General features: G+C 64.1%; 19 protein-coding genes and 2 pseudogenes. 13 read left to right on the top strand and 8 right to left on the bottom strand.

Annotated elements, in window-relative coordinates; all coding sequences use genetic code 11:
* Positions 1–31: 31 nt before the first annotated feature.
* Complete coding sequence (locus ATY76_RS04230) at positions 32–517, bottom strand: nuclear transport factor 2 family protein (RefSeq protein WP_088673491.1); 486 nt, start codon at positions 515–517, stop codon at positions 32–34.
* A gap of 94 nt (positions 518–611) precedes the next feature.
* On the opposite strand from ATY76_RS04230, the gene ATY76_RS04225 reads away from it, so the two are divergent.
* From ATY76_RS04225 to ATY76_RS04210, 4 genes are all read left to right on the top strand, one after another.
* Positions 612–1,562, top strand: coding sequence for a LysR family transcriptional regulator (locus ATY76_RS04225; protein WP_088673490.1), 951 nt, complete (start codon positions 612–614; stop codon positions 1,560–1,562).
* Positions 1,563–1,703: 141 nt separating this feature from the next.
* Positions 1,704–3,119, top strand: a complete 1,416-nt coding sequence (locus ATY76_RS04220; RefSeq protein ID WP_088673758.1) for an aspartate aminotransferase family protein — start codon at positions 1,704–1,706, stop codon at positions 3,117–3,119.
* Between the two features lie 407 nt (positions 3,120–3,526).
* Positions 3,527–4,015: a hypothetical protein gene (locus ATY76_RS04215; RefSeq protein ID WP_245309673.1), complete on the top strand. Its 489-nt coding sequence runs from the start codon at positions 3,527–3,529 to the stop codon at positions 4,013–4,015.
* A gap of 128 nt (positions 4,016–4,143) precedes the next feature.
* On the top strand, positions 4,144–4,620 hold the full coding sequence (locus tag ATY76_RS04210) for a nucleoside deaminase (protein WP_088673488.1): 477 nt from the start codon (positions 4,144–4,146) through the stop codon (positions 4,618–4,620).
* Between the two features lie 251 nt (positions 4,621–4,871).
* Here the strand turns inward: ATY76_RS04210 and ATY76_RS04205 are convergent, their stop codons facing one another.
* The gene (locus tag ATY76_RS04205) at positions 4,872–5,294 is read right to left on the bottom strand and encodes a TIGR02594 family protein (RefSeq protein ID WP_088673487.1); all 423 of its coding nucleotides are present in this window, start codon (positions 5,292–5,294) and stop codon (positions 4,872–4,874) included.
* A 371-nt stretch (positions 5,295–5,665) separates the two neighbouring features.
* On the opposite strand from ATY76_RS04205, the gene ATY76_RS04200 reads away from it, so the two are divergent.
* On the top strand, positions 5,666–6,442 hold the full coding sequence (locus ATY76_RS04200) for a protocatechuate 3,4-dioxygenase (RefSeq protein ID WP_088673486.1): 777 nt from the start codon (positions 5,666–5,668) through the stop codon (positions 6,440–6,442).
* Positions 6,443–7,034: 592 nt separating this feature from the next.
* Entirely contained in the window at positions 7,035–7,316 is a 282-nt protein-coding gene (locus tag ATY76_RS04195) for a nodulation protein (protein WP_088673485.1), read from the top strand.
* Here the strand turns inward: ATY76_RS04195 and ATY76_RS04190 are convergent.
* Both ATY76_RS04190 and ATY76_RS04185 read right to left on the bottom strand, forming a co-directional pair.
* Positions 7,313–8,782, bottom strand: coding sequence for a right-handed parallel beta-helix repeat-containing protein (locus ATY76_RS04190; protein WP_088673484.1), 1,470 nt, complete (start codon positions 8,780–8,782; stop codon positions 7,313–7,315). The genes ATY76_RS04195 and ATY76_RS04190 overlap by 4 nt on opposite strands.
* A gap of 666 nt (positions 8,783–9,448) precedes the next feature.
* Positions 9,449–10,942 carry a right-handed parallel beta-helix repeat-containing protein gene (locus ATY76_RS04185; RefSeq protein WP_088673483.1) on the bottom strand — a complete coding sequence of 498 codons (1,494 nt, stop codon included), beginning with the start codon at positions 10,940–10,942 and terminating at the stop codon, positions 9,449–9,451.
* Positions 10,943–11,601: 659 nt separating this feature from the next.
* On the opposite strand from ATY76_RS04185, the pseudogene ATY76_RS34040 reads away from it, so the two are divergent.
* A pseudogene (locus tag ATY76_RS34040) lies at positions 11,602–11,826 on the top strand (IS110 family transposase); the annotation flags it as partial.
* On the opposite strand, the pseudogene ATY76_RS04175 reads toward ATY76_RS34040, so the two are convergent.
* A pseudogene (locus tag ATY76_RS04175) lies at positions 11,823–12,467 on the bottom strand (transposase); the annotation flags it as partial. The pseudogenes ATY76_RS34040 and ATY76_RS04175 overlap by 4 nt on opposite strands.
* A gap of 318 nt (positions 12,468–12,785) precedes the next feature.
* On the opposite strand from ATY76_RS04175, the gene ATY76_RS04170 reads away from it, so the two are divergent.
* The 3 genes from ATY76_RS04170 (at position 12,786) to ATY76_RS04160 (ending at position 14,237) form a co-directional block, all read left to right on the top strand.
* The gene (locus ATY76_RS04170; protein ID WP_088673482.1) at positions 12,786–13,226 is read left to right on the top strand and encodes a hypothetical protein; all 441 of its coding nucleotides are present in this window, start codon (positions 12,786–12,788) and stop codon (positions 13,224–13,226) included.
* A gap of 493 nt (positions 13,227–13,719) precedes the next feature.
* A complete protein-coding gene (locus ATY76_RS04165) occupies positions 13,720–13,986 on the top strand; it encodes a hypothetical protein (RefSeq protein WP_088673481.1) in 267 nt (88 codons plus the stop codon).
* 2 nt (positions 13,987–13,988) lie between these two features.
* Positions 13,989–14,237, top strand: a complete 249-nt coding sequence (locus ATY76_RS04160; RefSeq protein ID WP_088673480.1) for a hypothetical protein — start codon at positions 13,989–13,991, stop codon at positions 14,235–14,237.
* A gap of 100 nt (positions 14,238–14,337) precedes the next feature.
* On the opposite strand, the gene ATY76_RS33595 is transcribed toward ATY76_RS04160, so the two are convergent.
* A complete protein-coding gene (locus ATY76_RS33595; protein ID WP_088673479.1) occupies positions 14,338–15,003 on the bottom strand; it encodes a hypothetical protein in 666 nt (221 codons plus the stop codon).
* Positions 15,004–15,469: 466 nt separating this feature from the next.
* On the bottom strand, positions 15,470–16,261 hold the full coding sequence (locus ATY76_RS04150; protein ID WP_088673478.1) for an SDR family oxidoreductase: 792 nt from the start codon (positions 16,259–16,261) through the stop codon (positions 15,470–15,472).
* A 98-nt stretch (positions 16,262–16,359) separates the two neighbouring features.
* Between ATY76_RS04150 and ATY76_RS04145 the strand changes: the two genes are divergently transcribed.
* Both ATY76_RS04145 and ATY76_RS04140 read left to right on the top strand, forming a co-directional pair.
* Positions 16,360–17,280, top strand: a complete 921-nt coding sequence (locus ATY76_RS04145; RefSeq protein ID WP_088673477.1) for a LysR family transcriptional regulator — start codon at positions 16,360–16,362, stop codon at positions 17,278–17,280.
* Positions 17,281–17,381: 101 nt separating this feature from the next.
* Positions 17,382–17,774 (top strand): SMI1/KNR4 family protein, encoded by a 393-nt coding sequence (locus tag ATY76_RS04140; RefSeq protein ID WP_088673476.1) that lies wholly within the window; start codon positions 17,382–17,384, stop codon positions 17,772–17,774.
* A 261-nt stretch (positions 17,775–18,035) separates the two neighbouring features.
* Here the strand turns inward: ATY76_RS04140 and ATY76_RS04135 are convergent, their stop codons facing one another.
* Entirely contained in the window at positions 18,036–18,602 is a 567-nt protein-coding gene (locus ATY76_RS04135) for a hypothetical protein (RefSeq protein ID WP_088673475.1), read from the bottom strand.
* 476 nt (positions 18,603–19,078) lie between these two features.
* Between ATY76_RS04135 and ATY76_RS04130 the strand changes: the two genes are divergently transcribed.
* Positions 19,079–20,857: a PAS domain-containing methyl-accepting chemotaxis protein gene (locus ATY76_RS04130; protein WP_088673474.1), complete on the top strand. Its 1,779-nt coding sequence runs from the start codon at positions 19,079–19,081 to the stop codon at positions 20,855–20,857.
* Positions 20,858–20,919 lie beyond the last annotated feature (62 nt).

Genomic DNA, 20,919 nt, shown 5'->3' with positions numbered 1-20,919 from the left:
AAACAGGCATTGAGACGTGTGAACGTCCTACTTATGAAGCCGGCCCCTGCCCCAGTGTCGCCGCCTGTTCCAGGCTGATGCCGTTGGCAAGTGGATCGGCATGGCGGTGGGCGAGCCGCCATTCTCCGCCCTCGCGGCGATAGACCAGGGTGACGCGCAGAGCCCAGTCCTGCATCGGCAGGCCGCCGACCTCGACGCGGGCGCGCTCGATGACGGCGAGGACCACCATCTCGGCCGAGCCATAGGCCTGCACGAGTTCCTGCTCGAAGTCGCCATTGGCAAAGAACCGGCCGACCGACTGCCAGCGCTCCTCCGTCAGCTCCGCCCCACGCGTCGGCCGGCCGCCGAAGGGAGACATGAGGATGAAATCGGCCGCAAGCGGGTTGAGAGCGCGGTAGGTGTCGACATCGCCGCGCATCAGCGCCGCATTCGCTTCCGCGGTGCGGCAGAAGAGTTCGGCGCATCGGGCGTCGGGCGCGCCCGCTTCGGCAAGTTTGAGATGGGATGCGGATGACATGGGCCTGCTCCTTCAACAATACGAACACCTATTGCGCCGCCGCCGGACACTCCCATTTCGTCAGTACTGAATCCAATGATATGATTTCAGCGATATGCTGAACCAGATTGATCTTTCCCGCACCGATCTCAACCTCCTCGTCCTCTTCGAGGCGGTGCTGGAGGAGCGTCATGTCGGCCGCGCGGCCGAGCGGCTGAACCTCACCTCGTCGGCCGTCAGCCACGGCCTCGGCCGGCTGCGGCGGCTCATGAACGATCCCCTGTTCCTGCGCACGCCGAAGGGCGTGGTGCCGACGGCGCGCGCGCTGGAGCTCGCCGCCCCGATCGCCGATGTGCTGGCGCGCCTGCGCAACGTGCTGTCGTCGGCCGAGCCCTTCGATCCCGCCACCTCCGGGCGCCGCTTCACCGTCGCCGCCCCGGACGGCATTTCGGCCGTGCTGCTGGCGCCGCTTCTCGCCGAGCTTCGCCGCAGGGCGCCCGGCATCGATATCGCCATCCGCCAGTTGCTGCCGGCGCAGGGCGAAAGCGCGCCCGAACGCGCATGGCGCGGCGCCTTCACCGATCTCGAAGACCGGCTGACCGATATCGCCGTCCTTCCCACCGGGCACATTCCGGAGCGCTTCCATGTCAGCGGCCTCTATGACGAGGATTTCGTCGTCGCGATGCGCGCCGGCCATGCCTTCGCCGGCGAGCCGACGCTTGAGCGCTATTGCGATCAGCAGCACCTGGTCGTCTCGCTCGGCGGCGATCCGCATGGCTTCGTCGACGAGGCGCTGGCCCGCCGCGGCTGCAGCCGCCGGGTGGCGCTCACCGTGCCGAACTTCATGTTCGCCCTCGCCATCCTTGCCGAAACCGATCTCGTCTGCGCCCTGCCGAGGCGCTTTGCCGCCATGCATGCGGCACGCTTTGGCCTTGAAAGCGTCGATGCGCCGCTGGAATTGACGCGGTTTCGCATCAATGCTGTCATCCCCAAGGTCGCGCTGATGGATACAGGTGTCGCCTGGCTGCTCGCCGTTCTCGAGGAAGCGCAGCCGCCTTTGCCGTAAGCGTGCGCACCGGACGACGGCCGCTCTAACCCTTTCGCTGCCGAGACAGCGCCGGCAAGATCGGCTAGATTGCCTGCTGCCGGCAATGAAGCTTCGAGGAGGGTCCGTCAGCACCGGCGGGCAGCCGGCATGGGGGATCATATGTCGGCAATCGCATCTCTGTTTCAGGAAGCCGCCCGGCTTGCGGCCGCCTTTCGCCAATCCGCTCCCGCCCGTCATGTGCCGCGCCATGATTACGCCGCGTCGCTCGCCACCTTCGACGAGCCGCTGCCGGCGGCAGGCGCCGATATGGGCGATGTGATCCGGGAGCTCGCCGAAAGCGCCGCGCCCGGGCTGCATTTCACCACCGGCCCGCGCTTCTTCGGCTGGGTCATCGGCGGCTCGCATCCGGTCGGCGTCGCGGCCGATTTCCTGACCAGCGCCTGGGGCCAAAATGCCGGAAACCACACCGCCGCGCCGGCCGCGGCCGCCGTCGAAACCATTTCGGCGAGATGGCTTCTCGATCTCCTGAAGCTGCCGGCCGAATGCTCGGTCGGCTTCGTCACCGGCGCCACGGTCGCCAATTTCACCTGTCTTGCCGCCGCCCGGGGCGAGGTGCTGCGCCGGGCCGGCTGGGATGGCGATGCCAAGGGCCTGTTCGGCGCGCCCGAGATCACGGTCGTGATCGGCGACGACGCCCATACGACCGTCTTCTCCGCGCTGCAATTCCTCGGCCTCGGCCATGACCGCGTGCTGCGCCTGCCGACCGACGCGATGGGCCGGATCGATCCGGCCGCGCTCCCCGGCGCGCTTGCCTCGTTCACCGGCCCCTGCATCGCCGTTCTCCAGGCCGGCCAGATCAATACCGGCGGCTTCGACGATTTTGTCAGCCTCATCCCGGCGCTGAAGCAAAAGGGCGCCTGGGTGCATATCGACGGCGCCTTCGGCCTCTGGGCGCAGGCATCGGAGAAGTTCAGGCATCTCAGCCGCGGCGTCGAGGCGGCCGACAGCTGGGCGACGGACGGCCACAAATGGCTGCAGACGCCCTATGACTGCGGTTATGCGATCGTCCGCGACGAGCTTGCCCATCGCCGCGCCATGACGATCGCCGCAAGCTACCTGCCGCTCGCCACCGAAGGCGAGCGCGACCCTTCCCATTACGTGCCGGAGCTTTCCAGGCGCGCCCGCGGCTTTGCCACCTGGGCGATGCTGAAACATCTCGGCCGCGACGGCATCGCCGCCCTCATCGACCAGTGCTGCGCCTCGGCCCGCCTGCTCGCCGAGCATCTGGCGCGCGAACCCGGCATCACCATCCTCAACGAGGTGACGCTGAACCAGCTCATCCTGCGCTTCGCCACCGACCGGCCGGACGAAGAAAGCGACGCCATCACCCGCAAGACCATCGAAAGGATCCGCGCCGAAGCCACCCTCTTCGCCGGCGGCGCCAAATGGCGCAACCGCGACGTCCTGCGCCTCTCCGTCACCAACTTCCAGACGACCGCGGACGAGGCCCGCCTGGCGGCCGACAGTATTATTGCCGCTTACAGGAGTGTCGGCGAAAATTCCCGGCCAGGCTGATCGGCCACGCCAGTTCACGGGCGTGCGAAGATGCACAACCATCCGCCTCCGCCCTTCGAGGCAGCGGCGGTCGGCCTGCGCAGCTCAGGATGAGGGCTAGTCGGTGTGCCGTGTGACTGAGGCTGACCGTTGTGCCGCGTAGCTGAGGGTGATTGTTGCGCCGCATGGCTTCCCGGATCGGTGTGCCGTGCCGCTATGTTTCCGGCGAGACAAGCCGCTCGCTCTCTCCGACCTCATCCTGAGGTGCCCCGCAAGGGGCCTCGAAGGACGAGGTCGGCCACCGGCCACTGCTGCCGACATTCCACCAACCGGATCGCCTATTGACTCGTCCCCAAGCAAAGCTACCGTCCACTCCTCTGGATTGAGAATTTGCCAAGCTTCCCTTTGCTCGCCTTTACGGTTTCCCCATGTCCCGATATCTCCCCGCGATTGCCGCCCTTCTCACGCTGATCCCGGCCGCCGGCCATGCCAGCGAGGCGCGGGGAAAATCGGCGCCGCCGTCTCCGACAGGCTGTGTGGAGGTCAGCGGAACGGCCTTGCCGGGAGCGGCCGGAGGCCCGGCCTATGGGGCGGCCGAGCTGAAATGCGGCGCAAAGCTCTCGCTGGTGCTTCGCCGCCAGACCGGCAGGAACGGCAACCTTCCCGTCTGGGCCGATGTCGATCAGGTGACGATCACCAGGCCCAGCCCCCGCCACGAACTTCTGCAGCCGGTCTATTGCTCATCGAACCGCTTCCCCGGGGACGCCGTCTTCGCGCTCGGCAGAATGGCCGAGCAGCCGGATGGCACGCATCGATCGGAGAATATCGTCAAGGCCTGGCGGTTCGATATCAAACGCGAAAGGCTGGCCGCCATCCCCATCGACGGCGTGCTGTGCGAACTCGACGCTGTCGATTGACGGCCGGGTGCCGAGCCCGCCTGCCCTTATCCTTTCGGGCGCCGGCTCGAATCCGTTTGCAATGCCTTGGAAATCCCCCGGATTCAAGACAAGATCATCCCGCTCTAGCTTTTTCGGGGAGGACTCTGATGGAAAACCATGAGCCGTTTTTGCGCGAGGCGATTGCGCTCTCGAGATCCGCGATAGAACACGGCGGCGGCGAACCGTTTGGCTCGGTGCTGGTGAGGGACGGCGAAGTGATCCTGCGCGCCGAAAACACCGTCTTCAGCGGCCGCGACATGACGAACCACGCCGAGATGAACCTGGTGAAACTGGCGGCGCAGCATTACGACCCGGCTTTTCTCGCCGGCTGCACGCTCTACACCAGCACGGAACCCTGCGCGATGTGCGCCGGAGCGATCTACTGGTCGGGCATCGGAAGCATGGTGTTTGCCTGCTCCGAAACGCGGCTTGGCGAGATTGCCGGGATCGGATTGAACGTGCCGAGCCGGGCGGTGCTGCAAACCGGCGCACGCGTCGTCACCGTGGTCGGCCCGACGAGCCTCGAAGACGAAGCCGCCGAAGTCCATCAGCAATTCTGGCCGAAGCATCTGGGCAAGGCCTGAAGCCTCGCCGAGGTCAGGATCCGTCAAATAGGTGCCGGAAGATACGCCCCAACCCCGCCAAGGAGGTTTGGAAGGACGTTTTTAAGGAGGCTGAACATTTTTAAAAATGCCCAAGCTAGGGCCTGCAGATCCAGGCTGCACCCATTTTTTAAAATGTTGACCTCTCTTAAAAACCTCTTTGTCAATCCTAAGCTATTGGATTCATGGGAATTCAGTGGCAATGAGGTTTTTAACGGAGAGGATGTCGGGCTTCATCGTCGAACGGCGACGACGGAGCTGGCGCGGTAGCGCGACAGCTGGACCCGGTTGGACTGGTTGCCGCCGAAGAGATAGACGTATTGGCGCCGCTGGTCGAAATGGTCGAACAGGCTGACGTGGAAACGCCTTCCGCTGCGGATCACCACCACGTCGCCGCGCTTGGCCGAGCGGGCGAAGACCGGCTTGCCGAACTTCATCCAGGAGCGCGCCATATTGGGGTTGTCGGGCGGCTCCCTTGAAGATCGCTTGGCGACATAGGCCAGGAACGCCCCGCACCAGGAAGTGCGCCTCGGATTGACGCTGAGGAAGGAGATGGAGCGTTCATGCATGCTTTTGTATCGGGACGCCGTGCCGAGCATGTCTGCCTCACAGGGCACGGCAAGCGCCGTGAGGACGATGACGAGAATAACCCTCATGGTTTCCCACCATTGTTGCGAAGATCATGATGATCTCAATTGTGACGAAGAATAAAATGCGGGCGGAAACGTAAAGATGAATCATGGCGCGAATGAGAAGCAATTTATTCGTGTATTTTCGAGGATAATCTGAAGATAGTCTTAGCGCGGCAGGCTCTGTCGGCCCGGCGCGGAGATGGGAAAAGCCTGCCTCGCGAGACGCCCGCGGCCTCCACCCTGCTTAACCGATATTCCATGAGGGATCCTCAGAATACTTGGGAGGCACTGACAATACATTGCCGCGCCGAACCGAGCTTCACCGACCATTGCCGGGATTTAACTGGCTTTTCCGGCCATCCTCCTCCACGCTGGCGCCAACGAAAGGAAGACGGATGAAGAGGCGGACCCTTGTGCTCGGCGGCGCGGCCATCGCGGCGTCATCAGTGATCGCGGCAGCCATCTGGCCGCGGCGCCACGTCGCCATCGCCGCCAGGACATTCGACTGGAAGGCAAGCGATTTCCAGAGCGGCGGCACCAAGGCGGTCGCCTGGGAGACGCTGCCGGAGCCGCTCTTCCGCGCCCGCCCGAACTGCGTTGCGATGCTCGCCCAGACCCTCGGCCCCTGTCATGTCAACGATGTCCCCGCCCGCCGGGATGTTTCGGAGGGTAGACCCGGACTGCCGCTGCGCCTTGCCGTCCGCATCGTCCATGCCGCCGATTGCCGGCCGGTGGGAAAGGTCGATATCGAGATCTGGCACACCGATCACCGCGGCATCTATTCCGGCCGCGAGGCCGCCGAAATGTGCACCTTCGGCGATGCCGAGGCGATCAGCGGCCTCGCCTTCCGCGGCCGCCAGCTGACCGATGCGCAGGGCCGGGCGAGCTTTCTCACCGCCTATCCCGGCTGGTACAGCGGCCGCACGCCGCATGTCCACTGCCGCATCCTCGTCGACGGCAGGGAGCTGCTCGTCAGCCAGATCTATTTCGACGACGCGCTGAGCGACATCGTCTACGGCGAGCACCCCGACTATGCCGGCCGCCCTGCCCGCGACACCCGCAACGAAGCCGACAACCTCATCCCCGACGACGCCGCCGACCACATCTTCGACTTCGAAAAGCTCGATGGCGGCGTGCTTTCGGCGACGATTACTATCGGTCTTGCGGCGTAAGCGGCGATTTCCATCTGCCTTTCGCTTGCCGCCCGGGGTGAAGCGAAAGGCCATGGAGCTGTGCCGTGTGGCCCCCTCATCTGCCTGCCGGCATCGACCTGGGTCGAGCCACGCGTCTCGCCCCGTCCTTCGGACCCCCGCTGGGGAGAAGCGGAATCGCAGCAACGTCTTGCCCTTCTTGAAGACATCATTTGAGGACGTGGAGCTCTCGACTCCCCTTCTCCCCAGCGGGGGTCCGAAGGACGGGTCGAGACCTGCGGCTCGACCCCGGTCGGTGGCCCGAAGGGCCGGATGAGGGGGCCACACGGCACACCTCCAATATCACGGACTTTAACCGCCAAAGAGGTTTGGAAGGACGTTTTTAAGAGGCCTCAACATTTTTTAAAAATACGCTTCCCCATCTCACCCAACCCATTTTTTAAAATGTTGACCTCTCTTAAAAACCTCTTTGTCAATTATAACTCATTGGATTCATTGAAATTGAGTGGCAAGGAGGTTTTTAGGCGGGCAATTTTCTCCTCTTCTCTGAACCAGATGCAGCATTCCTGCGTATTTCTCTCGACAGCGGAAAGAAGCAGCAAGGGGTGGTGGCATGGCCAGGAAAGAAGGCGTCGCCCGCATCGCCGGACGCGCCGCCGAGCAGGGGCTGGCCCGGCTGATGATGCGGTTGCCCGCGACGCGGGGAACGATCCGGGCGGCTGCGGCGAGCGATCCCGATCTCGGCGAGATGTGCAGCGCCTATGGCGAGGTCTGCGCCGTGCTCGACCGCATGCGCAGGGATAGGGCGTCTGATCCCGCGATCGTCGCCGAATATGAGAGCATCTGCACGGAGATCGAAGCCGAAGTCCTGCTGACCCTGCTCGGCGAAAACTAGGTCAGCGCATCCTCGGGATGGAGGATGACGCTCAGCACCAGCCCATCCTGATAATGCGAACCCTCCGCCGGCGGCGCCGGGATGTCGGGATGCCAGAAGGCGTTGCCGGTTTCGCCGGCGCCGAAGAGATCGGCCGCGTCGAACGGGCCGAAATGATTGCCCTTGTCCGCCACATCACTGCCTTTGTCGAAGCCATCATGGCCGAAGCGGCGAAGCAGCAGGCTTTCGGCGGAGACGCCGTCCTCGCCGAAGGGATCGCCGTGATGGCCGTGGTCCGCCTCGGCTTTCATCTTCGTTACGCTGTCCTGCCCGGCATAGGCGCTGTCGGCCATCAGGCTGAGGCTTGCCTCGGTGGCGACAAGGCTGTCGGCGCTGGCAAGCGCGGTCGGGCTCTCGTCGACCGTCGTGTTGTCGTAGACGGGAAAAGTGCCGGCGGCGATGATCGTTGGCGATATGTTGTAGGGCGTCACGTCACTGGCGATGAAATTGTCGTGGAACGAGCCGGAGGCAGGCCGGTCGACCTTCAGCGCCGCCTGCGTCAGATCGTCGAACAAGTTGCCATAGATATCGATGCCCTCGCGGACATAGCTGGTCGTGCCGGCGGCGCTGATCGCCACGCCCCAGACGCCGTCATGGATGTAGTTGCCCGAAATGTCGTAGTCGCGCGTATCGCCCTGGTCGCCGAGGCCGATGGCATAGGACCAGCTGTAACCGCCATAGCCTGAAATATCGTTGCCGTGGATGGCGACGTTGGTGCCGGCCTGCGCGCCGATCCCGAAGCCGCCGCCGATGATCGTATTGTCCTCGACGACGGCATCGACCGGCCGCACCAGCGCGATCACGCCCTTCGGCGTCACCGCGCCTGTCTGGTCGAGAGTATTGCCTGAGATGACGATGTTGCTGCTGTCGTTCATCTGCACGGCGTCGGCCGCCGTGCCATGGGCGTTGGTGACGGTGTTGTTGATGAAATTGACGCCGTTGACCTTCTCGATCCACACGCCGTCGCCGTTGACGTCGTTGATCGTGCTGTTCTCGATGGTGATGTTCGAGCCGGTCCGGAAGGTGATGGAGCCCGATTTGGAAAGCCCGGTATGATCCACTTCGACATTGCGGACGGTCCAATTTGAGACATAACCGCCATAGATGGCCGCGCCCCCGGTATCGGAGATCGCGATGTTCTCGATGACGATGTTCGAGGCATAGAGGCTGTGAATGCCGTCATTCGGGCTGTGGATGACAGGCGCATCGCCGACGCCGTAGCTGCCGATGGTGATCGGCGCATCGACTGTGCCGGAGTATTTCAGGTCGAGCTGGTCGTTATAGACGCTGCCGGCGGCCAGCAGCACGCTGTCGCCCGGCTGCAGTTTCAGGTTTTCCACCGCCCAGAAGGACTTGAAAGGCGCGTCCTCGCTGGTGCCGGCGTTCGTGTTGGAGCCCGTCGCTGAATTCACATAATAGATTGTCATCTCGCCTATTCTCGCATTATCGCCCAGCCGTCATGAACGGCTGCAGCGAGTGGATCGGATGCGGTCGGGGGCTGAAGGCCATGTCAGGATGGCGTTCGATTTGCCGTTACGGCGGCGGCGGGCCTGAGTGGGCCTGCCTTGCTCCCGAGAAGCGCCTGGCGGAGGCTGCATCTACGAGAATACAACTTAAGGGAAAATTAGCGAGGAAACAACGACCGAAGGGCGAATGGACGGTAACGTACGGTTTGATGGTTTACGTTAGGTAAGCTGCCATCACCGATGGCCGCCCTCCTCCTTCGAGAGCCTCAGGATGAGGCCGGAGAGAGATTGCGGCTTGTGTCATCAGAGCCAGGCAATGGCAGGTGTGCCGTGTGGCCCCCTCATCTGCCTGCCGGCATCGACCTGGGTCGAGCCACGCGTCTCGCCCCGTCCTTCGGACCCCCGCTGGGAAGAAGCGGGCAAGCCGAGAGCTCCCCGTCCACAAACGATGCCTTCGAGAAGGGCAAGACGCTGCTGCGATTCCTCTTCTCTCCAGCGGGGAGAAGGTGCCGGCAGGCGGATGAGGGGGATACGCGGCACATCTTTCATTGCCCTTCACATGAAGCGCTGCGAAGGGCACATATCCCACAGTGGCAGAGGGTGGAGGTCATGCCCCCACCCCAATCCTCACCGCAACAAATCATCCATATGGATGAACACCGTCAGCGTATCCCCGTCGGTATGCTGGGAATTCCCATCATCGATCCCATAGCCGAAAGTCTCGCTCACATGGCCGTCATGGGCGGCCGGCAGCTTCGTCTCGTCGAGCGTATAGGCATAGCTGCCGTCCCGTTCGACGTGGATGGAGCCGTACTCGCCGGTCAGCGTCAGGCCGTGCTTGCCGACGCTTTCGCCGTCGAAGCGGCGCAGCACCAACGTATCGGTGTCGGAGCTGTCGTTTTCCAGAAGATTGCCGCGATGGGCTTCGCCGTTGTCGGTGAAGATCTTCAGATTGTCATGGACGGCGACGACCGCCGGGTCGGCGACCGCCGCTTCCGTCGTGGCAGGAACCTTGGTCTCGGTGGCGGCAAGCGTCGTCGAGACATTGGCGACCGTCTGGTTGCCCGTGACGGTGAAGGTATGCGCATCGACGATCGAGGGCGATATGCTGGTGGCCTTGGTGCCGCTCTCGATCGTATTGTTGTAGAAGGAGCCGGAGGCCGGCCGGTCGACCTTCAGCGCCGCCTGGCTGAGGTCGTCGAAGGTGTTGTCGTGCACCTTGATATTGGTGCGGGTATAGCTCGCGCCGAGTGGGCCGCTGACGGCCACACCCCAGGCGCCGTCATGGATGTGGTTGCCGGATATGTCGTAATCCCGCGCACTGCCCTGATCGCCGAGGCCGACGGCGAACGACCAGTCGTAGCCGTGAAAGCCTGAGATGTCGTTGTCGCGGATGGCGACGGTCTTGCCCGCCGGCGCGCTGATGCCGAAGCCGCCGCCGGTCAGCACATTGTCCTCGATCACCGCATTGGTGCCCCGCACCAGCGCGATCACGCCCTTCGGGCTGCTGGCATCGGTCTGGTCGAGATGGTTGCCTTTGATCAGGATATTGCTGCTGTCGTTGACTTGCACGGCATCGGCCGTCGAGCCGTTGGCGCTGGTCACCGTGTTGTCGAGCAGCTTGACGCCGGCGACCTTTTCGATCCAGAAGCCGTCGCCCTTGACGTCGGATACCTTGGTGTTTTCGACCGTGATGTTCTTGCTGTTGCGGAAGGTGACGGCGCCGGCGCTTTCCGACTGCCCCGTCTTGGCGATCTCGACATTGCGCACCGTCCAGTTGGTGACGCTGCCGCCATAGATGCCCGCACTTCCGGTATTGGAGATCTTCAAATTCTCGATGACGATGTTGGAAGCATAGAGGCTGTGAATGCCATCGCCGTTGCTGTGAATGACGGGGGCTGCCCCCGTGCCGTAACTGCCGATCTTGATCGGCGCGCTTTCGGTGCCGGAATATTTGATATCGAACTGCTCGTTGAACACGCTGCCCTTGGCGAGCAGCACGCTGTCGCCCGGTTTCAGTTTCAGAGATTCCACTTTGGACAAAGTCGCAAAAGCCGAGGTCTGGCCCGTGCCGCTGTTGCGGTCGGAGCCAGTCGCTGAGTTCACATAGTAGATTGTCATATCGCCAATGTTGCCCTGTTCGTCGGATCGCTACATCGCCACTGGAATCGACCGGGACCGGCCCTCCGAATGCGGCGGGGGGCAAACCTCCATGGCAAAAAGGCGAGAAGATGGTGTCAATGCGGCAGCTGGCCGGTTTGCGGGTCTTATTCCACAGGCAGCGGGCCGAGCTCCGCTCAGCCGCAAAAAAGCTGCAACCCCGGCTCTGGAACCATCGACTTCAAGGCGAACAAATCCGGGTTGTACGCTTTCGTACATTCCCGCCTTCGGCCTGTGCGGCAGGTGATTCGTCCCTCGAAACGCGTGATTTCGCAGAGCTCGCTTCATGCAGGAGGCCCCGCCGCGCGGAGCGCTTCGGGAGTGAGGGTGCCGGGTTTTCGGTGCCCGCGGGCGCCGCTTTCCATGCTTCCCCAACGAGGGGCGGGTGGCCGACCCCACCCTCCCTTGTATCTGCACGTTAGAGATTTTGTGCGATGGAAGCGATTGCGCCTCTGGCCGGGTGGCCACCCGGCCAGAGGCGTGACGAAGTCGCCCGCCCTCCCTCCGGTTACAACCGTGAATGAGCCTGGGATCTTCGTCATCGTCACGTACGACCGAATAGTCGCTTGGCTCCAATCGCACGCACAAGGCAGGTTACCGTGAACAGAGTTATATGTGGAGTGGATGTTTCGAAGGACTGGCTGGATGCGCATATCCGCCCGTCCGGGACGTTTGAACGTTTCCGCAATGACGCCACCGGCACTGGCGCGCTGGCCGATCTTTGCCGGGCCGGGAATGTCGAGCTCGTCGTCATGGAGGCGTCGGGCGGCTATGAGCGGACGGCCTTCCTGTTGTTGTGGGAGTTGGGGATCGCCTGCGCGCTTGCCAATCCGCGCCATGTGCGCCGAGTGCTGGCATCCGAACGCGCATCGACCTCGCGCTTGAGCTGATCCACAATGGCCTCGGCATTGGAAAGATGCCGATCAAGCATTGCCTTGCGGCCGAACGAGGCGGCACCCGCGCTCGCCCGGACCCGCACGCCATCCTGCGCCAGACTGTCGAGGGTGACGAGGCCGGCATCGGCAAGCGCCGCCAGATGCTCGCAAAGCAGCCGGTCGAGCAGATCGGCGCAGCCAACCCGAAAATCCGAAAGCGTGTGATAGTTCACCGAGACACCGCCGCACAGCCAGCGATAGACGTCGTGGCTCCCGCACAGCCGTTCCAGCGCCCGCGCGCTGCCGACGCCGTCGCTGCTGGCATAAAGCCATAGCGCCAGCAAAAGCCGTGGCGAAATCGGCGGATGGCCCGGCCTGTGCTCACGCGCCTTGATCCGATCTTCGAGCGCGCTCAGATCCAGTCCCTCGACATAGCTCCAAATAACGCGCACCGGGTGATCCTGGCCGATCAAGCTGTCGATATCCACGGCACGCAACTCGATCTGATCGCGCACCGGCTCGCGCATCCGCGCCGCGCCGCCCCCCACCTGAACACTGCGCCGCGATCCATATGCCGGCAATCCTTCGAACAGCTCGTCGCCCACCATCAGCCCCCAAGCAAATCAACCACCCAACAGAATCACAATACAATCGCCGCCGCCACCAAACATTCACAGGCTCTGAGGTGCCCCGCAGGGGCCTCGAAGGACGAGGTCGGCCACTGCGCCTTCTCCCCCAACGGGTCTAGCGAATAAGCGCCCAGCCACTCGCCCTCGTCCTTCGAGGCTCCGGCCTATGGCCTGCGCGCCTCAGGATGAGGGCTGATCGGTGCAGACCGCCTGCCGCGACCCTAAAACACGTTTGCAACGGGCTCCCCGCCATGCTACAAAATTGTGATTTTGGCAACATCATACAACAGGCCTACCACCATGAACCTCACCACCGCCCTCGCCCGCGAAGCCGCGATTGCCGATGCGCTGCGCGCCATCGACGAGGCGATCGGCGAGGAGGCGCCGGGCGAGCAGGTCTTCCGCATCGTCGCGGCCATCAAGGCCCTGCGCGCCGACAGCGCGCCGCATGTCGCGAGCCTCGAGCGCATCGATTACCTGGAAACACTGCAGAGGAGCGCCCGCGCCGCCTGGAACGACCAATATTCCCCCGGCAGCATCGGCCCCGAATGCGATGCGGTCGCCGGCCTCGACACGCCGCTCGGCCGGCTGAAGATGGTGACATGGCGGCGGGCGTGGCGCGGCGGCAGGATCGCCTGGGCCAGCGAATATTACCTCGACGACGATCCCGTCAGCATCGCCGAAATCCGCGCTGCCGGCCTGGCGCAGCGGCCGACGACGCGGAAGAGACGGAAGGGTTGAAGATCGGGGGCATGTGCCTTTCGCTTGCGGCTCAGGGCGAAGCGAAAGGCAATGGAAGGTGTGCCGTGTGGCCCTCATCCGACCCTTCGGGCCACCTTCTCCCCGCTGGGGAGAAGAGGGGAGCAAGCCGTAGGCTTGGCATCCACCAAGATGCGTTCGAGAAGGGCGAAACGTCGCCACGAGTCCGCTTCTCCCCAGCGGGGAGAAGATGCCGGCAGGCAGATGAGGGGGCCACACGGCACAAGTCTCATTGCTGCTCACTTTGCAAAGAGCGCAGCAAGCCCAGTCCGAAGACTGATAACGAACTCTCCTAAATCACCCCGAGACGTCGCGATTCAACATCACAACCATTGCCCCGTTAAATCGACACCATCGTCGCGTCGTCACCACGACTGACAGCACCATCAATCCAACCTAGCCGCCCTCACCGGCCATCACCTCCGCACGCCCATATCGTTGCGATATTCACACCACACCAACCCAGGATCACACCATGCGCGGACAGGTCTCGCTTTTCACCGACAACACCGCCTTCAAGGCCAGCGTCTCCGGCGGCCATGGCAAGGGGTATCTGTCGCTCCATATGGAGGCCGACGGGGTCATGGTCGTCATCTTTGCACCGGCGGGGCGCAGGCGGGGGCTGGATCGCATCGCCGCTGTTATGAACGAGGAGTTCAGCCGGCCGCCAAGTGACGAGGACGGCGAGGATGAGGCGCTGGAGGCGGAGCTTGCCGCGGGCATCGAGGCGATCGGCTTCTGATCATGTTCGAAACGCGCTTCACGCTGACGCGCGGCGAAGACGAGGTCGATCTGCTGATCGAATATTCGCTGACGCCCTATCACCCCGGCAACCGCCACGCGCCGCCCGAATTCTGCGCGCCCGCCTCCGGCGGCGAGGTCGAGCGGCTGACCGCCCTCCTCGGCGGCGCGACCGTCGATCTTACCGATGCCGAATACGAGCTGATCGAACGGCACATCGAGGAAAGCCACGATCATTTTCTGGCGGCCTGAGGTAACCCGGAAAGGCCGGCGAAACGATCGCCGGCCCGCTCGCCTTTACCTGGAAGTGTTGCGCGGCCGGCGGAACGGCCCGACCAGGCGATAGCGCTCTTTATTCGGCGGTATCGTCGTCGGTGGCCTGATCCTCGAGCGAGTCGCGGATTTGGTCGATCTTGCCGACCTCTTCGCCGACGCCGAGAATGCTCTTTGCCTCGGCGAGAACGGCGGGGCTGACCGTGCCGGTCTTGCTGGCGGATGCCAGCGCTTCCTCCAGCGCTGCGTCGCCGAGCAGCGGGTCGTCGGCCGCCGGCTCGATGCCATTGTCCAGCTCATACTGGGCATAGGCGGTCGCATAGGCGCGGATCGCCGTCATGCGCGGATCGGAGGTGTTCATCAGCGCCCGGTAGTTGCGCTTCAGCGAGTTCAGGCCGGCCATCTGGGCGGCGAGGTTCTTTTCCCTGGTGCTGACGGTCTTCGTCTTGGCATCGGTCGATTTGCCGTTGCCGCGCGCCGTGTCGGATTTCTTGCCGCCGGAGGATGACTTCAGGCTGCCGGAACCCTTGCCGGAATTGCTGCTGCCGTGGCCGGAATTGCCGCTGCCATGGCCGGAATTGCCGCCGCCATTGCCACCGCCGTTGCCGCCACCATTGCCTCCTCCGTTACCGCCGCCTTCTCCGCCCTTGGCGAAAGCGACTGCGCTGCTTCCCATGGATGCCAGCGGGCTGGCCGCGACTGCGAATGAAAAGGCCACCATTGTTGCGATTGTTGCGATACGCATGACTTTCTCCTGATTGCCATCGATTCCACGATTGACCCTAAAGGAGTGTCGCCCTCGGCACATCGGTCGAAGGTCCGGGCGCCGCGCGGCCTTTGGTCCGGCCTCGCTCCCGTCGGCATCCTGGGAAAGCGGAAGCGCCGCGGCGTTTTTCATTGGCCTGGATACAAACAGGAGGTCGATACCTGCTCTACATCCATCCCAGCCCAGGAGATCGGCGAGGGCTGCCCCTCATCCGGCTGCCGCCACTACCGGGGTCGAGCCACGGGTCTCGACCCGTCCTGCCGACCCCCGCTCGCGGGGAGAAGGGAACATGCCGCAGCCTCTCCATCTCCCTCCAGCCTCTCGCGGGCACGTCCCCTCGCCCCGTTTACGGGGAGAGGGTTAGGCTGAGGGGCAGCTTCCCGGACAGTCGTGACGTGGCGGTCGTCATGGCGATCACGTCAGCGGCGTGCCAGTTCCCTGTCCCTCAGGCGATCGAATTGACGAGACCGCCTTCGGCCCTGAGCGCCGCACCATTCGTCGCCGCCGAGCGCGGGCTGGCGAGATAGGTGACGAGGTCGGCGATCTCCTGCGCCTCGATCATCCGCTGCAGGATGGAGGAGGAGCGCGCGGTGGCGAAGAATTCGGCCTCGATCGTCTTGATCGGCGCGGAAGGATCGGCCGCCTGGCTGCGCAGAAAGGCTTCGATGCCCTCCGAGCGGGTCGGGCCTGGAAGCACCGAGTTGACGGTGACATTGGTGCCGCGCGTCAGCTGCGCCAGGCCGCGCGAGATGGAAAGCTGCGCGGTCTTCGTCGTGGCGTAGTGGATCATATCCTGCGGGATGGCGATGGCGGATTCGCTTGAAATGAAGATGATCCGGCCCCAGTTGCGCTCCAGCATGCCGGGCAGATAGGCGCGCGATAGGCGCACGCCGCTCATCACGTTGACGTCGAAGAGCCGAGCCCAGTCCTCGTCGCTGATATCGCCGAAGGCCTTGCTCTCGTAGATGCCGAGATTGTTGACAAGAATATCGACGGAGGGCGCGGCCCTGGCGATATCGGCAGCGCCGTCGCTGCTGCCGGCATCGGCGACGATGCCACGCACCTTGCCCGCGCCCGATGCCTTGATATCGGCAATGGCGGCGTCGAGCTTGCTCTGGTCGCGGCCGGTGATCAGGACATCGGCACCTTCACGGGCGAGCGCGCGGGCGATTTCGAGGCCGATCCCGGCCGTGCCGCCGGTGACGAGTGCAGTCTTGTCAGTCAGTTTCAGGTCCATGACGGATCTCCAGATTGTGTCTGGCACCAATCTATGATCTGAACCGGAGCCAGACTATTGCCTGGGAAAGACAAGCACCCTGTGAATAGGGATCATCAATGCCGCGTATTCTGATGGAGCGCTCCGGCGAGATGGAGGTCTTCACCCGCGTGGTGCAGGAGGGCGGCTTTTCCGCCGCCGCCCGCAGCCTCGATCTGACGCCGTCTGCCGTCAGCAAGCTGATCGCCCGGCTGGAAAGCCGGCTCGGCGTCCGGCTTCTGCTGCGCACCACCCGGGCGCTGACGCTGACCGAGGAAGGCGAGGCCTATCATCATGCCGCGCTGCGCATCCTGCAGGAGATGAACGATGCCGATCAGCAAGCGGCCGGCGGCGCCGTGCGCGGCCGGCTGCGCGTCAGCGTCACCGTGCCGCTCGGCACCATGTTCGTCGTGCCCGCCATACCGGGTTTCGTCGCCCGCAATCCGGATCTCGTCGTCGATCTCAGCCTCAGCGACGGCATCGTCGATCTGGTCGCCGAAAAGACCGATGTTGCGATCCGCATGGGCAACCTGCCGGACAGCGGCCTGATCGCCCGCAAGCTCGGCCAGTCCAGGCGCGTCGTCTGCGCTTCGCCCGCCTATCTCGCCCGCAAGGGCCGACCCGAAACGCCTGCCGATCTCGAACGCCACGATTGCCTGACCTTCAGCTTCCGTCGCGCCCGGCCTTCCTGGCCCTTCCGCTGCGAGGGCCGCGAGGTCGAACAGCCCGTGACCGGAAGCCTTGTCGTCAACAATGGCGAGACGATGAAGCAGATGGCGCTCGCCGGCGCCGGCATCGCCCGCCTCGGCCTCTTCCATGTCGCCGCCGAAATCGCCGAGGGAAAGCTCGTCGCCCTGCTGGAGGATTGCAATCCCGGCGACCTGGAGATGGTCCACGCCATCCACGTGCCCGGCGGCCCCGTGCCCCACCGCGTCCGCGCCTTCATCGACCATATGGCCGAAACGCTGAAGGCCTCGCCGCTCCTGCATGCGCAAGGCTGACGAGGCGGAAGCGACATCGGGAAACTGCGCCGTTGCCGGCGCCGCCACGCGCCCTATCCTTCTGTTGCCGGCAAGCCGGCCATGCGATCGAGGGTTCTTCCATGTTCGAAAAACTGCGGCACGGATTTCAGCTGCCGGGCGCCAGCCCCGCCGAGATCGCGGCGCGCGAGGCCTCGCTCGGCATTGCGCTGCCCGAGGACTACAAGGCATTCCTGCGCACCTCGAACGGCTTCAACGACGATCTCGGCCAGGGCTACCTGATCCTCTGGAGCGTCGAAGACCTCGCCATGGCCGACGGCTACGAGATCTTCGACCGCGAGCCCGACCGCTTCCTCATCGGCTCCAACGGCGGCCCCACCGCCTACGGCATCATCGCCGGCAACTACATCGCCATCCCCTTCGTGTTCGCAGGCCCATGGCAGGATGAGGTGCGGGTGCTGGGCGGGAATTTCGATGCGTTCGTCGCGGCGATCGAGGCGGGGGATGGGTGGTAGGGATTGTACTGAAGAGCAATGAAGGGCGTGCCGCGCGGCCCCCTCATCTGCCTGCCGGCATCTTCTCCCCGCTGGGGAGAAGCGGAATCGTGGCAACGTCTCGCCCTTCTCGAAGGCATCCTATTGGACGCGAAGCCTACGGCTTGCCTCCTCTTCTCCGCAGCGGGGAGAAGGTGGCCCGAAGGGTCGGATGAGGGGGCCACACGGCACACCCTTCCATTACCATTTTGCCGCCTCGTCCTTCGAGGCTTCGCCCTGCTTCTACCGCGCCTGCCCCACCACCTGGCCGCCCACCACAAACCCGCGGCCCACAGCTGCGGCGGCGTGGAGGCAGATCAGCCCGGCCGCCGCCAGCGCATTGATTGCCAGCACCTCCGCGACGACGGAGAGCGAAAAGGCGCCCTCGCCCGATGGCAGCACCGCCGTTGCGGCATAGAGCACGCCTTCATAGGCGACGAAACCGGCCAGGAACGCGCCGGCCATGGTCAGGGTGAGATCGGCCGTCAGGCGCAGCGCCGCAAGGGCTGCGGCAAGCGCGGCGAAGGCCGCGATGCCGATGGCAAGACCCCAGGCATAGCTGTCCCACGTCTGGGGATAGCCGAGCACGAGATAGCCGACCGACTGATTGGCGAGCCAGGCGAGCAGAACCGCCGTCACCGCCATCCGCCAGGGAAGCACCACAGCCGAGACCGCCGCCAGCGCCACGAAGGGCGTCACACAGGCAAGAAGCAGGCTGAGCCCGACGCTTGCGCCCGCAATGACGGCCACCCAGAGGGCGGCAAAACCGGCAGCGACGGGGCGCAGGGGAAGCTGATCTCGTGCGAGCATCTCGAATACTCCGTTCGGCAAGGCGCGCGCAGGCGCCGATGGAAATGATAGCAAAACCACGCGCAAAGGCCAGTGATCTGCGTCATCCTCAACCTCACCGCATCCTCAGGCGTGCAGGCCAAAGGCCGGAGCCTCGAAAGATCCTCATCGACATCGCTCCTGCCGCCCCGCCACAACACCCGCCTCGTCCTTCGAGGCTTCGCCCTGCGGGCTACGCGCCTCAGGATGAGGCTCTCTCGGCCCGTCTACCTGGCGGTTGATCCCCGCACCGGCCGCAGAGCATAAGCGCAGCAGTTTTTACCGAAAACCAAACAAAAACAAAGGGATAAAGCAGCGCCGCAAGGCCAGTGGCTTGAAAGCCGCCCTCGCCGCCGCCATGCGACAACTAAAAATTATCGTTAAATCCGAATTAATCAGTGAATGCGAATATTCGCCCAATGTGGAGAGATTACCTCTTCTTAACCTGGGGGCTTGGCGTGGATATTCTTGGTCGTGGTGCGAATGCTGTTGCGGTTCTGGAGTCGCTCACGAAATCCCAGGCGATGATCGAATTCGACCTGACGGGCAGGATTCTGACGGCCAACGAGAATTTCTGCCGCGCGATGGGTTACAGCCTCTCCGAAATCGTCGGCCAGCGTCACAGCATGTTCGTCGAGAAGGACTATGCCGCCTCGGCTGAATACAAGGCTTTCTGGGCCAAGCTCGCCGCCGGCAATTTCGATCAGCAGCAGTACAAGCGGATCGGCAAAGGCGGGCGCGAAGTCTGGATCGAGGCCTCCTACAATCCGGTCATGCGCCGCGGCAAGCCGGTCAAGGTGATCAAGATCGCCACCGACATCACCCGCCAGAAGCTGGTCGCCGCCGAAGATGCCGGCAAGCTGGAGGCGCTCTCGCGCGCCCAGGCGATCATCGAATTCACCCCCGAGGGCGAGATCCTGGCCGCTAACGAGAATTTCCTCGCCGCCCTCGGCTATTCGCTGGCGGAAATCAAGGGCAGGCACCATTCGATGTTCTGCGAGCCGGCCTATGCCGCATCGGCGGACTATAAGAGCTTCTGGCCGAAGCTTGCCGCCGGCCAGCTCTTCGCCGACGAATTCATGCGCATCGGCAAGGGCGGCCGCAAGGTCTTCATCCAGGCCTCGTACAATCCGATCTTCGACATGAACGGCAAGGTCTTCAAGGTCGTGAAATTCGCGACCGACGTGACGCCGCGCGTCGAAAACGTCGAGGCGCTGGCGACCTGCCTGACGAATCTTTCCAACGGCGACCTCTCGCAGAAGATCGCCTCCCCCTTCATTCCGTCGCTGGAGCGGCTGCGCACCGATTTCAACAGCGCCTCCGACAAGCTGAAGCACGCCATGGCGACCGTCGCCGACAATGCCAAGGCGATCTCCGCGAGCTCGGAGGAGATCGGCAGCGCCGCCGACGATCTGGCCAAGCGCACGGAGCAGCAGGCGGCCTCCGTCGAAGAGACAGCCGCGACCCTGGAAGAGATCACCACCACGGTGAAGGACGCCAGCAAGCGCGCCGGCGAGGCCGGTGAGCTGGTGACCCACACCAAGGCCCATGCCGAGCATTCCGCCAAGGTGGTGAAGGATGCGATCGCGGCCATGGACCAGATCGAAAATTCCTCGCGCGAGATCTCCAACATCATCGGCGTCATCGACGAGATCGCCTTCCAGACCAACCTGCTGGCGCTGAACGCCGGCATCGAGGCGGCCCGCGCCGGCGAGGCCGGCAAGGGGTTTGCCGTCGTCGCCATGGAAGTGCGCGAACTTGCCCAGCGCTCCGCCGACGCCGCCAAGGAAATCAAGGCGCTGATCACCGCCTCCAGCGGCCATGTCGCCACCGGCGTCACCCTCGTCAGCAAGACGGGCAGCGCGCTCGAGGAGATCGCCGAACAGTTCCACCACATCAACAGCAACGTGGTCGCGATCGTCAAAGCCTCGCGCGAGCAGTCCACCGCACTCGCCGAAGTCAACAATGCCGTCAACTCCGTCGATCAGAGCACCCAGCAGAATGCCGCCATGGTCGAGGAACAGACGGCGGCAAGCCACAGTCTCGCCCACGAGGCGGCCGCCCTCTTCGAGCTGCTGAGCCAGTTCCGCTTCGATGACGCGCCGAAATCGGCGAATGTCGCGACGCTCGCCCCGGCCCGGCAGCCGGCGCCGAAGCCCGCCCAGCTCCACCGCCCCCGCCCGGTCAAATCGCACGGCTCGGCCGCCGTCGCGGAAGCGGGCTGGGAGGATTTCTGATCGCGGTTAGAGCATGATGCCGAAAAGTGTAGGCGGTTTTCGGGCGACATCATGCTCTAACT

The sequence above is a fragment of the Rhizobium sp. R339 genome, from assembly GCF_002211395.1.
Lineage (GTDB): Bacteria > Pseudomonadota > Alphaproteobacteria > Rhizobiales > Rhizobiaceae > Rhizobium.
The sequence above is the reverse complement of the archived record's forward strand: the minus strand, read 5'-3'. Positions and strand labels throughout refer to the sequence as shown.

Bases quoted from the DNA above. Each gene is read 5' to 3' on its own strand.
- ATY76_RS04230 (WP_088673491.1), bottom strand. From the start codon at position 517: ATGTCATCCGCATCCCATCTCAAACTTGCCGAAGCGGGCGCGCCCGAC.
- ATY76_RS04225 (WP_088673490.1), top strand. From the start codon at position 612: ATGCTGAACCAGATTGATCTTTCCCGCACCGATCTCAACCTCCTCGTC.
- ATY76_RS04220 (WP_088673758.1), top strand. From the start codon at position 1,704: ATGTCGGCAATCGCATCTCTGTTTCAGGAAGCCGCCCGGCTTGCGGCC.
- ATY76_RS04215 (WP_245309673.1), top strand. From the start codon at position 3,527: ATGTCCCGATATCTCCCCGCGATTGCCGCCCTTCTCACGCTGATCCCG.
- ATY76_RS04210 (WP_088673488.1), top strand. From the start codon at position 4,144: ATGGAAAACCATGAGCCGTTTTTGCGCGAGGCGATTGCGCTCTCGAGA.
- ATY76_RS04205 (WP_088673487.1), bottom strand. From the start codon at position 5,294: ATGAGGGTTATTCTCGTCATCGTCCTCACGGCGCTTGCCGTGCCCTGT.
- ATY76_RS04200 (WP_088673486.1), top strand. From the start codon at position 5,666: ATGAAGAGGCGGACCCTTGTGCTCGGCGGCGCGGCCATCGCGGCGTCA.
- ATY76_RS04195 (WP_088673485.1), top strand. From the start codon at position 7,035: ATGGCCAGGAAAGAAGGCGTCGCCCGCATCGCCGGACGCGCCGCCGAG.
- ATY76_RS04190 (WP_088673484.1), bottom strand. From the start codon at position 8,782: ATGACAATCTATTATGTGAATTCAGCGACGGGCTCCAACACGAACGCC.
- ATY76_RS04185 (WP_088673483.1), bottom strand. From the start codon at position 10,942: ATGACAATCTACTATGTGAACTCAGCGACTGGCTCCGACCGCAACAGC.
- ATY76_RS04170 (WP_088673482.1), top strand. From the start codon at position 12,786: ATGAACCTCACCACCGCCCTCGCCCGCGAAGCCGCGATTGCCGATGCG.
- ATY76_RS04165 (WP_088673481.1), top strand. From the start codon at position 13,720: ATGCGCGGACAGGTCTCGCTTTTCACCGACAACACCGCCTTCAAGGCC.
- ATY76_RS04160 (WP_088673480.1), top strand. From the start codon at position 13,989: ATGTTCGAAACGCGCTTCACGCTGACGCGCGGCGAAGACGAGGTCGAT.
- ATY76_RS33595 (WP_088673479.1), bottom strand. From the start codon at position 15,003: ATGCGTATCGCAACAATCGCAACAATGGTGGCCTTTTCATTCGCAGTC.
- ATY76_RS04150 (WP_088673478.1), bottom strand. From the start codon at position 16,261: ATGGACCTGAAACTGACTGACAAGACTGCACTCGTCACCGGCGGCACG.
- ATY76_RS04145 (WP_088673477.1), top strand. From the start codon at position 16,360: ATGCCGCGTATTCTGATGGAGCGCTCCGGCGAGATGGAGGTCTTCACC.
- ATY76_RS04140 (WP_088673476.1), top strand. From the start codon at position 17,382: ATGTTCGAAAAACTGCGGCACGGATTTCAGCTGCCGGGCGCCAGCCCC.
- ATY76_RS04135 (WP_088673475.1), bottom strand. From the start codon at position 18,602: ATGCTCGCACGAGATCAGCTTCCCCTGCGCCCCGTCGCTGCCGGTTTT.